A 14607-nucleotide genomic window follows, 5' to 3' on the forward strand; every position below is an offset into this window, starting at 1 on the left:
TACTTAAAAGCTAAAGTTTTTATTACTTTTTCTTTTATTGCGACGTTCTTGCTGTAAGTTATCTCTAATGCTAACTAATTCATTTAACTCTTCTTCACTCAGCAGCTCTGCCAGCTGTTGCATTTGCATATTTCGGGACAGCTTAGACTTTTCTCTCATTTCCAATAAAATTGCGCGTTGGCGCTGATGGTTTTCCTCCAGTATCGCGCGCAGTTCTTGCTGTCTATCATCATCTAACTCTATATTGTCGAGAATCTGCCTATCAATGTAGCCAATACTTGTCGAGGAGGTATTAAACTTTGCTGAAGCAATCGCAAATGTTGTCGCTGAAGCGGCGAGTAGGCAAGGAACGATAAAGCGTCTCATAGTATTTCTCATAGTATCTATGGCTCCGTTATCAAAAGTTATTGCTCTGGATTATTTCAATTCCCTCATTGCTGCTACTCTAACGTATAAATGTGCACAGATTATGACGATTACCAACGTTTGATGGTATCGGGATATTGAGCTCGATCTTGTGATGAAGCCGGCTCATTACACTCTCCGCGAAGAGTGATATTTGAGCTATAAATATTGGTATCCAATATCCAGTAATCTGTCGTGCAATAACCATTTTGTTCAATATGGCGATTAGCTGCGTCGATAAGCACGGATGTTATCTTTGATGGGTTAATACGCGACTCTTGACGACGTTGCCTTCTGACATCTTTATTTGTAAGTGCCTTTTTTTCAGGCCTGGCCCGTTTCAGCCCCACTTCAAAATGCTTGAGACCAGTATTAGTAATTTTGGTTAAGAATACGGTGTCTTCTAAATCAATCTTGGGTGACGCGCAACCGCTTAGCCAAATGGAGAAGCTCGCTAAAAGATATAGTGATGGTTTTATTTTTAACATGCTTATTGCTCTGAAAAATCGGGTTCAAATTTATAGCCAACACCGTAGATGGATTTAATTAGATCGCTGCTAGGATGAGTATCATGTAGCTTTTTCCTTAATTTCTTAATATGACTGTCAACAGTCCTATCGCTGACAATACGATAGTCGTGATAAATATTATCAAGGATATGTTGACGGGAAAAAATCCGTCCAGGTTCATCGTAAAGTAATTTAAAGAGATTGAGCTCGATTTGTGTTAACTCCAGTACAACGCCTCTAATAATAATGCGCAAGCGATCCTGGTCAATCATGATATCCACACCAGTGTCAGCTTGAGCCACAGTATCGCCAGTCTGCTCGATTCTTCTAAGCACAGTTTTTATTCTGGCGACGACCTCGCGCGGGCTGTAAGGCTTACAAATATAATCGTCTGCCCCTAATTCTAGTCCCAATAGTCGGTCAATCTCTTCCACTTTGGCTGTGGTCATAATAATAGGCGTTTGCTTGCTCTTGCGAATACTCTTACAAATATCCAAGCCGCCTTTTCCGGGAAGCATTAAATCTAGCACAATTAAATGGGCTTGGTTCTGTTCAAGCCAGGGCTCTACTTCAAGCCCGTTACTTATGATGTGAGCCGTGTAGCCTGCGTTCGAAACGTATTGCGCAAGTAAGCTTGCCAGATCTGGCTCATCTTCAACGATTAATACAAGTTTGGTATTGGTCATAAGGTATGGGGAAAGCTTATTATTTGTTTTAGGCCACCAAGAGCAGATTTTTCTGCTTCGATGGAGCCGCCATGTGATTCTACAATGCCTCGGCAGATACTCAGACCGAGACCCGCGCCACCGGTATCTCTATTGCGTGACCCTTCTACCCGGTATAAGCGGTCAAAAATATGGGCGATAGCATCTTCAGGCACACCAGGAGCACTATCTTCAATGCTGAGGGTGGCTTGTTGTTCGTCATTTGCCAGCTTAATTTTTATTTCACCTGCGGTGTCGGTATAGCGATAGCTATTTTCCACCAAATTAGTGATTAACTGTTTAATTCGTTTTTTATCAGCATTAATGACAACAGGTACGGCAGGAAAATCCGTGACTAGACGGAGTTCTTTGTGAGTAAGCTTTTCTCTGAACTCATCCACCACTTCTGTTAAGGCAAGTGTGATATCCATTGCTTCTTTTTGTAGTTGGAGTGCGCCCAGGTCTGCCAGGGATAATTCATATAAGTCATCGATAATAAATGACAGTGAGTCTACTTTACGTCGCAGCAGTTGAAAATTTTCATTAGTCGGCTTTCTTATACCATCTTCCATGGCTTCTATTTGGGCTTTAAGCACAGACAAAGGTGTCCTCATTTCGTGGGAGATGTCTGCTACCCATTGTTTGCGTGTAATTTCATTTTTTTCCAAGGACTGGGTCATATCATCGAAGTTTTGACAAAGTTTGCCAAGTTCGTCATCAGTCCTAAAATTCATGCGCACAGAAAAATCCCCGCCTGCCACACGCTTAGCGTTGCGAGACAGCATAGACAAAGGTACCACCAGCCAACGGGATACAAATAGTGTTACTAACAGCGCAGCGAATATCATCAAAACACTCAACAAGGCAAAGGTTTTGACTTGTTGATCGACAAATAGTTTATCTACTGAGCGCAAAAACGCCTTCGGTTTGATATAGCCAATAAAGGCGATCTTGCGGTCTTTATAGGAGATTTCTTGGAAGACATAGTTTGCACCACGCTTGGCTCTTCCAGCAATAAGTTGCTTTTTGCTGTCGTAGAGCACCAGATGCTGAAAAAATGCACGCTGGTTGGGTTGTAGCTTTTTCTCTATGGACTCTCGCTCGCTCCAGTCTTGTTGCGGGCCCAGTGGTGCTGATGAGCGACGATTTTGATCTTTGAGATATTGACGATAAGTTCTATCGCGTAGTCGGTTCCAGCGCGAAGGTGTGTCGATAAATGAGGATAAGGACTCTTTATCTTCATATACAACGATCACGGCCTGCTGTAGAGGGCGCAAACGCTCCAGAATCTGGCTAGTTGCATAATCCATAAACCTCTGCTTAATACTAAAGTAAGTAAGGCTTAGCAGTAGACCCAAACTCAGTACTAGTGTTACAAAAAGCGTAAGCCATAACTTTAAACGGATACTTTTTATCATATGGGCATTACGCTTCGATATACCTTGCAAGCTACTTTCTAATGTATGCTGGGGAAAATTGATGAACTGCTAAATTTATTCAAGTCTCCCCTTTAGCCTAAAGTATTCAATGAGTCGAGCGCTCATGCAATGCGCAGTGAGATGTAAAACATCGGCTTTCACAATTATTTCAAGTTTCGACCTGCTGTGAAGATGTGAGTAGTTACTTTATTGACGGATATTAGAAGTCTTCAGTGTGGGCTTGTCTGAGGCTCGAAATAGCAAGACCACCTTGCCTATTTCCTGCACATTCTCAGCGTTAAGTTGATTGCAGATTTCTGCCACGACCTGTTTGCGAATATCTCGATCTGTTATAGCAATCTTTGCTTTAATAAGTTCGTGATCTCCTAGAGCGCGATCAATTTCTGCGACGACGCTATCTGTTAAGCCTTTGCCTGCCACAGTGACAACGGGTTTTAAATTGTGGCCGATAAGGCGGTAATGTTTTTTACTTTCGTTAGACATAGACATGTAACTAATATACCTAGTGTTATTTGCTTTACGCTTATGGAAATAACCTTGCTGTTAGATTTTCCTCATTATTTCTATATGAGCATTTTAATGGCGGGCTGTAAAAAATATACAGAGAAACCGCGAGAACAAGCGATCAGACTTCAGAGTATTTATCTCGCAGTGCATCGTTATTCAATGTAGCTTGTTTAGAGAAATTTTGGACTTAATCAGAGGTTCCCCTGTAATATTGTACCCTAAATAGCTGACGTACTATAAATTAGCATAATAAAATCGACTATTTTACCGCTGCGTGGCGTTGCTCATTTTGCTCATAGGCCCACTATGCGCGGCAATGAGCGCCTTACTCAGCACTAAAATAGCATGTTTTTCTTTATGCCAATTTATAGTTCCCCGGCTATAGCGCTATTTTGGGAGCCAATTTGGGCATAATATAGTGACTAAATATAAAATTTAGGTGAGTTAGAGTTACATGTCACGATCTAAGACCAGTAAAAGCTGGTTGCATGAACATTTTAGCGATAATTATGTCAAATCATCTCAAGTTGATGGCTATCGCTCTAGGGCGAGTTATAAGCTACACGAGCTGCACAAAAAAGACCGTTTGTTTAAACCGGGTATGACGGTTGTGGATTTAGGCGCAGCTCCTGGTGGTTGGTCGCAAGTGGCCATGGAATATGTGGGCGATCGTGGTAAGGTCTTAGCTTCAGATATTCTTTCCATGGACCCTATTGCTGGCGTAGACTTTATTCAGGGTGATTTTACCGAAGAGGATGTACTTGACCAGTTGTTGGCGGCAATGCAAGAAGATTTGGCGGATCTTGTAATTTCGGATATGGCCCCCAATATGAGTGGTATAGCTGAAATTGACCAGCCGCAGTCCATGTATCTTGTAGAATTGGCATTGGATATGGCAAACAAAGTGCTGAAACCCCGAGGTGATTTTGTCGCCAAAGTATTTCAGGGTGAGGGCTTTGATGAGTTTATGAAAGATTGTCGACAAAGCTTTAATAAGGTCGTTATTCGCAAACCCGATGCATCTAGGGCTCGTTCTCGTGAAGTTTATGTGGTAGCAAAAGGGTATAAAGGGTAATCGCTGTTCGCGGTTGTAAGCGTGAATTAAACATGCATTCAAGGGCTATACTATATAACGCAAGGGTATCAATAATAGGCGTATGGCAGTAGTCTTAGATTTAAAGGTTGGGGAGGAAAATCCTTGAACGATATGGCAAAAAATTTAGTACTTTGGTTAGTGATTGCGGTTGTTTTATTCTCCGTTTTTCAGAACTTTAGTGAGACAAAGCCTCGAGATGAGCTTTCATACTCAGAATTCGTCCACGAAGTACAAGATCGGCAGATAAAAGAGATCGTCGTAGACGGCATGTACATCCGCGGTATTCGTCAAGATGGCAAATCCTTCTCGGTAGTCAAACCCAGTTTGCCTGACCTTGAGCTTATGGATGATTTGATTGAAAACAACGTAGAAGTCATCGGAGCTAAGCCTGAGCAAACTAGTTTGTGGCAACAGCTGTTAGTTGCGAGCTTCCCGATTCTTCTTTTCATCGCAGTGTTTATATTCTTTATGCGCCAAATGCAAGGTGGTGCCGGCGGCCGTGGTGGCCCTATGAGCTTCGCTAAGAGTAAAGCGAAGTTGTTAGGAGAAGATCAAGTAAAAACTACCTTCGCTGACGTTGCTGGTGTGGATGAAGCCAAAGAAGAAGTGCAAGAGTTAGTTGAATACTTGCGCGACCCTTCCAAGTTCCAGCGCCTTGGTGGACAAATTCCACGTGGCGTTCTTATGTCTGGTCCTCCAGGAACAGGTAAGACTTTGCTAGCCAAAGCCATTGCTGGTGAGGCGAAAGTGCCTTTCTTCTCAATCTCTGGTTCCGATTTTGTTGAAATGTTTGTCGGTGTGGGTGCGTCGAGAGTGCGCGACATGTTTGACCAGGCTAAAAAGCAGTCGCCTTGTATTATCTTCATTGATGAGATCGATGCTGTTGGCCGTCATCGTGGCGGTGGTCACGGCGGTGGTCATGATGAGCGCGAACAGACATTGAACCAGCTGCTGGTTGAAATGGATGGTTTTGAAGGTTCCGAAGGGGTGATTGTTATCGCCGCTACTAACCGTCCCGATGTACTTGATAAAGCACTTCTGCGTCCAGGCCGTTTTGATAGGCAGGTATTTGTTGGCCTACCTGATATACGTGGTCGTGAGCAGATATTGAAAGTCCATATGCGCAAAGTACCTATGGACGATAAAGTTCAAGCTTCCATTATTGGCCGTGGTACCCCAGGCTTTTCTGGTGCTGACTTGGCCAACCTTGTGAACGAAGCTGCTTTGTTTGCTGCTCGCGCTAACAAGCGTCTAGTGACTATGGAAGAATTTGAGAAAGCGCGCGATAAAATCCTTATGGGAGCAGAGCGCAAGTCCATGGTGATGAGTGAAAAAGAGAAAGAGAATACGGCGTATCATGAAGCTGGTCATGCCATTGTTGGCCGCATTGTTCCAGAACATGATCCAGTACATAAAGTCAGTATTATTCCCCGTGGCCGTGCCTTAGGTGTGACGCAATTCTTGCCGGAGGAAGATAAGTACAGCCATAGCAAGCGTGGCTTGGAGTCTAATCTTTGCTCATTGTTTGGTGGCCGTATTGCTGAAGAGATGACCCTGGGTTTTGATGGCGTTACTACCGGTGCTTCTAACGATATTGAGCGAGCAACAAATATTGCTCGTAACATGGTGACCAAGTGGGGGCTGTCTGAGAAGCTGGGGCCTTTGCATTATGGTGAAGATGAGGGGGCATACCCTGGTATGGGAGCGCCACAGTATTCTGGCCAGACTTCTAATCAAATTGATGAAGAGGTGCGCAGCATCATCGATGCTACCTATGCCAAAGCAAAACAAATTCTCGAAGAAAATCGCGATATTCTTGAAGCTATGAAAGATGCGTTGATGGAGTATGAAACTATCGATGCCGAGCAGGTCGATGACCTTATGGCTCGTCGTAAAGTGCGTCCTCCCCGCGATTGGCATAACAATGACTTCGGTGATTTTGGAGGCAACTCTGAAAAGGGCGGCAATTCAAAAACTTCTGATAGCAAACCTTCCATCGGCAAACCTGCCAGCGAACATTAAAAAATTTGAGCTCTAAAACCAAATCTGATTTGGTTTTAGAGCCTTTCATTTTTCTCTCGTCTATATGCAAATACAATTCGGTCGTCACTGTGTTGACTTGAGCACGCCTCAAGTGATGGGTATTTTGAATGTAACCCCTGATTCCTTTTACGATGGTGGTGAATACTTTCGTAATGGCAATGATATTTCCCCTGCTTTGCGACAAGCTGAAAAAATGGTAGATGCGGGTGCGCGTTTTATTGATATAGGCGGCGAATCCACTCGACCCGGTGCCGAGAAAGTCGGCGTTGAAGAAGAAATGACGCGGGTGTTACCCGTTGTTGAGGCCATTTGTCAGCGCTTTGATGTGGTTGTTTCCCTAGATACCAGCAGGCCTGAGGTTATAGCGGCTGGTGTTGCTTTAGGGGCAGGTTTGATTAATGATGTTCGAGCCTTGCAGCACGAAGGGGCTTTAGCTGCTGCAAAAGAATCCCGTGTACCTGTTTGTTTGATGCACATGCAGGGCCAGCCGCAAAATATGCAAGATACGCCATCCTATGGGGATGTAGTGACGGAAGTTGCCGGTTTTTTGCAAGCGCGCGCATCGGCATGCCTGCAAGCGGGAATCGATAAGTCACACATTTTACTTGATCCTGGTTTTGGTTTCGGCAAAACAGATGCACACAATATTGCGTTACTTAAGCAGCTGTCAGCTTTTAAGCTAGGTGGCTTTCCCATATTGGTTGGTCTTTCCCGCAAATCAATTTTAGGGCGTCTATTGGGGCGAGAGGTGGAAGAACGTTTAGCAGGTAGCTTAGCTCTCGCGCAATACGCTTTACACTATGGTGCCAATATTTTACGTGTGCACGATGTTGCAGAAACTATCGATATAATTAATATGTTTAAAATTTTGAATTTACAAAAGGAAGATTAATGGCTCGCAAGTATTTTGGCACAGATGGTATACGAGGACGTGTAGGAGAGGGGGCTATTACCCCAGAGTTTTTTTTACAGTTTGGCTGGGCGGTTGGCCAAGTACTTAACCGGCATAGAGAAGATGATGAGCCTTGTAAGGTATTGATCGGTAAAGATACAAGAATATCCGGCTATATGTTCGAGTCTGCTCTTCAGGCGGGGCTTATTAGTGCCGGTGTCGATGTAGTATTGCTAGGGCCAATGCCAACGCCTGCTGTTGCTTACCTCACGCGAACTTTTCAGGCCTGTGCAGGCTTCGTAATTAGTGCATCCCACAATCCCTACCACGACAATGGTATTAAACTGTTCAATACCGAAGGGGTTAAATTAACTGATGAGCTTGAGTTGGAAATTGAAGCCCAGTTAGAACAGACCATGACCATGTCAAAAGACCTGGGTAAGGCCAGTCGATTGAGCGATGCTAATGGTCGTTATATTGAGTTCTGTAAAGGAACTATGCCTTGGGGTTTCAGCTTACATGGTTTAAATATCGTACTTGATTGTGCCAACGGTGCTACGTATCACCTTGCACCTAAGGTCTTTGCTGAGCTTGGTGCACATGTAACATCCATAGGTGTTGAGCCTAACGGACACAATATTAATCTTGAATGTGGAGCCACTAAACTCAATCAGCTACAGAAAAAAGTTCTGGAAGAAGATGCAGATCTTGGTATCGCCTTTGATGGCGACGGTGATCGGGTGATGTTTGTCGACCACAAAGGAGAAATTGTCGACGGAGATCAATTACTTTATATCATTGCCAGCTTTCGTAAAAAATATGAAGGCGTCTGTGAAGGAGTGGTCGGCACACTAATGACCAATTTTGGTTTCGAGATGGGAATGAAAAATCTCGGTATTCCCTTTGATCGTGCCAAGGTGGGCGATCGCTATGTTATTGAATCGATGAAAAAGAACAACTGGCATATTGGGGGTGAATCCTCTGGTCATATTGTTTGTAGCGATGTTACCACCACAGGTGATGGTATTATTTCTGCTCTGCAAGTGATGAAAGCTTTAGTTACTGAAAAAGAATGTCTGCATGATATTAAGCAAAACATGCAAAAGCTGCCTCAAGTGATGATTAATGTCCCTGTGAAAAATGCGATTAAGCTTGATGAAAATACCAGCATTAAGCAGGCGATTGATGCTGCTGAAAGTCAAATGGAAGGAAAAGGACGTGTATTGTTAAGGCCTTCAGGAACTGAGCCTGTCATTCGTGTTATGGTAGAGGGCCAGCATCACGATCTCGTTTCTAGGCTCGCAAAAGAACTTGCTGAAGTGGTTGGAAAGGCCGTTGCTTAACCTTGTTTAAAAATGTTTTCGTAGGATGTTGTATCTAGCAGCATTCTCCTATAAGATTTGCGCCCGCTCTAGAGGGGTGTTCATCTAAATCCCAGTTGCGCAATATTGGCGAATAACTGGCTACTACATAAGGTAATTTGAGATGAGGCGACCGATAGTCATCGGCAATTGGAAAATGAATGGTGATAGCGCTTTTACGGGCGACCACCTGCGTTCATTGGCTGACAAGTGGGCGGGAGTGCATAACGCAGAAGTTGCAGTTTGCCCTCCTTATCCTTATTTGTCTTTGGCTTCGGATATCTTAGAGCAAACAAATATTGCTTGGGGCGCACAGGATATTAGTGTCGAGAAAAATGGCGCTTACACAGGAGAAGTCTCCGCTAGCATGTTGGCAGACTGTGGTTGTAAGTTCGCAATTGTGGGACACTCCGAGCGTCGAGAATATCATGCCGAAAGCTCTGAGCTAGTGGCTAAGAAATTCAAGGTTGCGGTTGAAAGTGGAATTGTGCCGGTGCTTTGTGTTGGTGAAAGTCTAGAAGACAGAGAAGCTGACAAAACCTTTGACGTTGTTGGCCGTCAGTTGTTGAAAGTTGTAGAACATTGCGGTTTAGACGTGGTGGCAAAAGGCATTATTGCTTATGAGCCTATTTGGGCGATAGGAACGGGTAAGTCGGCAACGCCACAAATAGCACAAGATGTTCATTCTTATATAAGAGAAGTATTGGGGCCTGAAGGCGACCAAATTAAGATTTTATACGGTGGAAGTGTCAAGCCTGATTCTGCTGAAGCACTTTTTAAGCAAAAAGATATAGACGGCGCACTTGTTGGCGGCGCTTCATTAAAAGTCGATGACTTTGTAGATATTTGTAAAGCTGCAGAGTGATCTAGAGAGAAAACAATGGAAAACCTAATTATATTAGTGCATATCCTTACAGCCTTGGCGATTATAGGCTTAATCCTTTTGCAACAAGGCAAGGGTGCGGATATGGGTGCTTCATTTGGTAGTGGTGCATCGCAAACTTTATTTGGTGCTTCTGGTTCAGGAAACTTCTTTTCCAAAATGACTGCAATTTTGGCATTTGTGTTCTTTGTTACCAGTTTTAGCTTAGCTGTTATTGCAAAGCAAAAAGCATCCATTGGCGATGATCTGCCTGCTGTAATCGAAACAACAGTAGACGATGTTCCCGCTGTTGAAGATACGTCTATTCCAGTAGATGACGATATTCCGCAAGTTGAAACTGAAACAAACGAGAATTCACAAGAAGATATTCCCGAAGTTCCAGAACAGTAAACAATTTGCAACTCTTTATGCCCAAGTGGTGGAATTGGTAGACACGCTATCTTGAGGGGGTAGTGGCGTAAGCCGTGCCGGTTCAAGTCCGGCCTTGGGCACCATTTCTTTATTTTTAGAAAAATCTTCTAAAATCCTAAACAGAACAACGTTAAACGGAACAGATCGTTGTGTGTTTCGATACATGCCTAAGCGATCCCATACAAGCCGTTCAGGAAAGGCCATTTTTACGACCGCTCGCTTCTCTTGATACCCGCCGCAAGCCCAGAGTTGATAAGGGTTTGCCAGAAACGTTAGCGCGGTTCGATACATATCTTAAAATGATCTTTGCGGTCCCTTCTCTCGATCAAGATATAGTTAGACAGGTGATTATTACCTAACTAACTGTTTTCATTAAAAAAAGAGACCCGAATCCAGTTAGATCTGATTGTAATCAGCAGAAGGATGATAAGTGGAACGAGGCTATTGAATAAACTGTTAAGTTTCAAGTAGCCATGACGTACGACTACCAAAAAGACATCAAGGAAGCATGTGCAATGCTTCCAGATGTGGAAGGGTCAACTATCATTTCAATTAGAGTGAATGTTGTTGATCCTGAATTCAATGTTGTCTATTTAAAAACGGATAAAGGTATTTTCTCTTTGCAAGGTGAAGTGGGTGGAGAATACCTTGGTGTTCATCTCTTAAATGAACTGCCTGAGATTACAAATCAAGATGGGTATGTAGTCTGTAAATATCGGCCATTTGAGATTTCTGAAGGCCGCAAAATTTCCCAAGCAAGACAAATAGGTGGTGCTTGGCAAGGGCATGGCTTTGAGTTCAGTTTTTCTGAAGTTCCAACTAAGTCCATGATTGTTCAGTCTATATACTGTGGTGCTAAACCTGAGGGGCTTGAGGATTGTCTCCGCTTAGGGGGCGGGCACTACGAAAACGAATGGAATTCCTATACATTATCGGTGCGTTGATTGCCTTTGGAATCATTTACACGATTATAGATAATCGAAGAATGACCAATATAGCAGAAGAGAGAGGGCTGCCCGATATATGTGGCTTCGCAAGATCTTTCAATTACAGAGAAATTGATACGAAGATTATTCGGGAAGTTATAGAACGAAGTTCAAGATAATCTAGGCACATTTAATGGAATAAAATTTCCCGTTCGTGCAGACGATTTGTTCGAGGAAACATACAAGTTGGATCCAGAGGACTTGGAATATACTTATGTGGCGATAGCCGATAAACTGGAGATTAGCACGGCTAATCCAGGAAATAATCCGTACTGGAACAAAGTTAAATCGGTGCATGACCTTGTACAGTTTCTACACCATCAATCTAGAGTGAAAAATGCATCACAAAGTAATCTACCCAAGTTGCTGGTTGCATCAGCAAAGATTCACTAAGCGATACTTAGCTCGCCGGTAATTACGGCGTTATACGTAAATGAGCTGCGAGAAATGTAATAAGCAATTTAAGTCGGAATTATCTGCTGCTAAGACAGATACAATGATGGGTATCTGTATGTCATGCGGTCGCCGACTCAAGTACGATGATGTTTCAGAAAGGTTCGCAACTGGTGCGATATTGGCTTTTACCAGCACACCACTTTTCTTTCTCTCGCTGTTCAGCTGGGCTTATTTCTTATCATTGCTCGTCGTTATTGGTGGTTCAGCTTTGGTTGTCTGGTTTCTAACCAGAAAGTATGGTGGGTATATTGTCGCTAGTACACTGAAAGAGTATCAGAAGGGTAATATAGCACCGGCCTTTGCACACACCTACTCACCAGAAGCAACAGGCCCCCTATGGGACTAATCACCAAATTCTACCACTTCCTCCACCACCACATCCGCCACTCAAACCGAGTCATCGGCTCCATTGTCGGCCTATCCATACTTGACCAAAGCTTCTCTATCGGCTGTGTTTACGTGTGGAAAAGCATTATTGACCAATACCTCATCCGCGCAGACCAATGGTCCAGCAGCGATTTTTACATCGGTGTGCTCAGCCTGGTATTTTTATGGCAGGCCATGAGCTTTGTTTCCCGCCTGGCCAAAAACCGCCAGTCTTATAAAACCACCGTATTGGCCGACCAGGTCAGTCTGTCATTTTTTGAGCGCGCCTACGGCCACGTGATGTCGCTGTCTCACGATTTTCACGAATCCCGCAGTACTGGCCAGGTAATGCGACAACTGTCCAAAGCCCGTGAAGATTTGGATAATGTCATTAAGGCCTTTTTCGACAAGCTGCTAATTCAGGTGATCTCTTTTCTCATCGTGACTGGCTTTTTCTTTTATATCCGCTGGCAAATTGCCCTGATTATGCTGGCCTTTATTCCCGTATTTTTATATTTTACCCATCGCTATACCAAAAAAATCGATAGCGTCCAAAGGAAAATCAACAATAAAGGCGAAAAAGCCTACGCCAGCGTGCAACAGGCGCTGGATGCCTTTATGGTGGTTCAGTCATTTCAATCTCAGGAAATGGAATCTGCCCGTCTGCGCAGTAATAATCGCCTGGCTCATCAGGGCTTAAAATCCAAAACCCACGCCTTCCTGCGCCTGGCCTTTGTTCAGGGCAGTCTGATTAATCTGGCCCGTCTGTCTATTATCGCCGCCGGCGGTTATTACGTTTTTCATGGCCAAATTACCGTGGGCGAGGTAGTGTTACTATCCATGTGGGGTTATTTTATTTACAACCCCATGTACCAATTCTCGGACTTGCTGGCCGTTTTTGCCGAGGGGATGGACAGCGTGGCACGGGTTGAAAAACTCATGCGCATTGAAGCCAGTATCAAAAGCCCCCGCGCCGGTTTTCGACCCATCAAGGTACGCGGGGAAGTACATTTTGAAAATGTTGCCTTTCACTATCCCGGTGTAAGTACCGGCGGCATTAAGCATATTGATTTTACCCTACCGCCTGGTGGGAAGCTGGCGATTGTGGGCCCCTCGGGTTCGGGCAAATCCACCCTGGCTAAACTACTGCCACGCTTTTACGATGTTAACAGTGGTTGCGTACGCGTAGACGGTGTCGATGTAAAACAGTGGGATCTGCAACACCTGCGCGCCGCCATCGGTATGGTATTGCAGGATGTGGTGCTCTTTAACGATACCATTTTCAACAACATCGCCTACGCCTGCGGCGGGCAGCAAAACTTAAAGGTGCCGAGCGATAGTTTGCGCAAGGCGGTTGAACAAGCCGCCCAAAAGGCTTTTGCCCACGACTTTATTATGACCCTGCCCCAGGGCTACGACACCGTGGTGGGCGAGCGCGGCATCAAGTTGTCTGGCGGTGAAAAGCAGCGGATTGGCATTGCCCGCACCATTTTACGCGACCCACCCATTCTTATTTTGGACGAAGCCACATCTGCACTGGACAGTGAATCGGAAGTGATGGTGATGCGGGCACTGGAACAGATTTGTGAGAATCACACCACCCTCACCATCGCCCACCGCCTTTCTACCATTCGCCACTGTGACCAGATTTTATTTTGCGAAAAGGGGCAAATTGTTGAACGCGGCGATCATGATAGCCTGATGGCCTTAGAAGGACGCTATTACCGCTATGTTCTTTTACAGCGGGAAAAAGAAACACTGCCTCAAAACTTCGGCAGGGTTCAGAGTCAGTCAGACAATACCCCGACGGCCCCAGAGAAGATCGAGTGGCCTGTTTAGGGGTACCGGAGAACGCAACACGTAAGCTTCACCGTATTTAACCCCAATCAAACTGCCAAAATACTGGTGGCGCCCCTGCCACTGCTCCAGATAATGGGCTGTCGACAGGGTGGTTGTGTGGCCATCACTGCCGTCATAAAGCTGACTGGCGTAGCAACTGACGGCAGCGCGCTTTTGTTCAAACACATCGCTCACATCCTGCACCAAATGGGGCGTATGGGCCAAACGATCCAGGTAAAACAACACCTGCTCGGGGCGGTGGGCCTTGCCATCGGCGGCGTAATTGCCAATACCGGCAAGATAGCAGGCCTGCTTTACCAGCGTCCCGGTGGCTTGGTGATCGGGGTGATGGTCCTCCCAGTGGCTGCTAATTACCATACGTGGTCGGTAATGGCGCAGTTTGCTCACAATAAGTTGCAGGCTTTCTGTATTCACACGCAATTGACTGTCGGGCAAGTTGAGGTTTTCACGCCGGGATAAACCCAATACAAGGCTGGCCGCTGCCGCTTCCTGCTGGCGAATAGCCGGCGTACCGCGACTGGCGGCTTCGCCCAAACTTAAATCGAGCACACCAATCCGGGCGCCCTGCTGAGCGGCTTTCAATAACAGTCCAGCGCAATTTAATTCGGCATCATCGGGGTGGGCACAAATAGCCAGCACATCCAAACCGGCATCATCAGTGGAATCTGTCATAAACTCAGCTCTTTACC

Annotated in this window: 16 protein-coding genes and 1 tRNA gene; 11 read left to right on the forward strand and 6 right to left on the reverse strand. The window is 44.9% G+C overall.

Annotated features, from left to right (window positions below):
- Positions 1-3: 3 nt before the first annotated feature.
- The 5 genes from BVC89_RS08565 to BVC89_RS08585 all read right to left on the reverse strand — a co-directional run bounded on the left by BVC89_RS08565 (position 4) and on the right by BVC89_RS08585 (position 3546).
- Positions 4-378 carry a hypothetical protein gene (locus BVC89_RS08565; RefSeq protein ID WP_086930792.1) on the reverse strand — a complete coding sequence of 125 codons (375 nt, stop codon included), beginning with the start codon at positions 376-378 and terminating at the stop codon, positions 4-6.
- A 98-nt stretch (positions 379-476) separates the two neighbouring features.
- Complete coding sequence (locus BVC89_RS08570) at positions 477-893, reverse strand: hypothetical protein (RefSeq protein WP_086930793.1); 417 nt, start codon at positions 891-893, stop codon at positions 477-479.
- A gap of 2 nt (positions 894-895) precedes the next feature.
- The gene (locus BVC89_RS08575; RefSeq protein WP_086930794.1) at positions 896-1600 is read right to left on the reverse strand and encodes a response regulator; all 705 of its coding nucleotides are present in this window, start codon (positions 1598-1600) and stop codon (positions 896-898) included.
- Entirely contained in the window at positions 1597-2928 is a 1332-nt protein-coding gene (locus tag BVC89_RS08580; protein WP_158657850.1) for an ATP-binding protein, read from the reverse strand. The genes BVC89_RS08575 and BVC89_RS08580 overlap by 4 nt, the downstream gene beginning before the upstream one ends.
- A 315-nt stretch (positions 2929-3243) precedes the next feature.
- Positions 3244-3546 (reverse strand): YhbY family RNA-binding protein, encoded by a 303-nt coding sequence (locus BVC89_RS08585; RefSeq protein ID WP_086930796.1) that lies wholly within the window; start codon positions 3544-3546, stop codon positions 3244-3246.
- Positions 3547-4018: 472 nt separating this feature from the next.
- Here BVC89_RS08585 and rlmE point away from each other — a divergent pair, with 472 nt between their 5' ends.
- The 11 genes from rlmE to BVC89_RS08640 all read left to right on the forward strand — a co-directional run bounded on the left by rlmE (position 4019) and on the right by BVC89_RS08640 (position 13897).
- Complete coding sequence (rlmE, locus tag BVC89_RS08590) at positions 4019-4639, forward strand: 23S rRNA (uridine(2552)-2'-O)-methyltransferase RlmE (RefSeq protein WP_086930797.1); 621 nt, start codon at positions 4019-4021, stop codon at positions 4637-4639.
- A gap of 132 nt (positions 4640-4771) precedes the next feature.
- Complete coding sequence (gene ftsH, locus BVC89_RS08595) at positions 4772-6682, forward strand: ATP-dependent zinc metalloprotease FtsH (protein WP_086934557.1); 1911 nt, start codon at positions 4772-4774, stop codon at positions 6680-6682.
- A 64-nt stretch (positions 6683-6746) separates the two neighbouring features.
- Entirely contained in the window at positions 6747-7595 is an 849-nt protein-coding gene (gene folP, locus BVC89_RS08600; RefSeq protein WP_086930798.1) for a dihydropteroate synthase, read from the forward strand.
- Complete coding sequence (gene glmM / locus BVC89_RS08605) at positions 7595-8938, forward strand: phosphoglucosamine mutase (RefSeq protein WP_086930799.1); 1344 nt, start codon at positions 7595-7597, stop codon at positions 8936-8938. Before folP ends, glmM begins: the two co-directional genes overlap by 1 nt.
- Positions 8939-9080: 142 nt before the next feature.
- Complete coding sequence (tpiA, locus tag BVC89_RS08610) at positions 9081-9821, forward strand: triose-phosphate isomerase (protein WP_086930800.1); 741 nt, start codon at positions 9081-9083, stop codon at positions 9819-9821.
- 15 nt (positions 9822-9836) lie between these two features.
- On the forward strand, positions 9837-10229 hold the full coding sequence (secG, locus tag BVC89_RS08615; protein WP_086930801.1) for a preprotein translocase subunit SecG: 393 nt from the start codon (positions 9837-9839) through the stop codon (positions 10227-10229).
- A 19-nt stretch (positions 10230-10248) separates the two neighbouring features.
- Positions 10249-10333: transfer RNA gene (locus tag BVC89_RS08620), tRNA-Leu, on the forward strand.
- Positions 10334-10765: 432 nt separating this feature from the next.
- Positions 10766-11194 (forward strand): hypothetical protein, encoded by a 429-nt coding sequence (locus BVC89_RS08625; protein ID WP_086930802.1) that lies wholly within the window; start codon positions 10766-10768, stop codon positions 11192-11194.
- A gap of 228 nt (positions 11195-11422) precedes the next feature.
- Positions 11423-11629: a hypothetical protein gene (locus BVC89_RS08630; protein ID WP_086930803.1), complete on the forward strand. Its 207-nt coding sequence runs from the start codon at positions 11423-11425 to the stop codon at positions 11627-11629.
- 40 nt (positions 11630-11669) lie between these two features.
- Positions 11670-12038 carry a hypothetical protein gene (locus BVC89_RS08635; RefSeq protein ID WP_086930804.1) on the forward strand — a complete coding sequence of 123 codons (369 nt, stop codon included), beginning with the start codon at positions 11670-11672 and terminating at the stop codon, positions 12036-12038.
- Positions 12029-13897, forward strand: coding sequence for an ABC transporter ATP-binding protein (locus tag BVC89_RS08640; protein WP_086930805.1), 1869 nt, complete (start codon positions 12029-12031; stop codon positions 13895-13897). The genes BVC89_RS08635 and BVC89_RS08640 overlap by 10 nt, the downstream gene beginning before the upstream one ends.
- Here BVC89_RS08640 and bshB1 read toward each other — a convergent pair.
- Positions 13850-14590, reverse strand: a complete 741-nt coding sequence (gene bshB1, locus BVC89_RS08645) for a bacillithiol biosynthesis deacetylase BshB1 (protein ID WP_086930806.1) — start codon at positions 14588-14590, stop codon at positions 13850-13852. The two genes, BVC89_RS08640 and bshB1, sit on opposite strands and share 48 nt — an antisense overlap.
- Positions 14591-14607 lie beyond the last annotated feature (17 nt).

The sequence above is a fragment of the Agarilytica rhodophyticola genome (genome assembly GCF_002157225.2).
GTDB lineage: Bacteria > Pseudomonadota > Gammaproteobacteria > Pseudomonadales > Cellvibrionaceae > Agarilytica > Agarilytica rhodophyticola.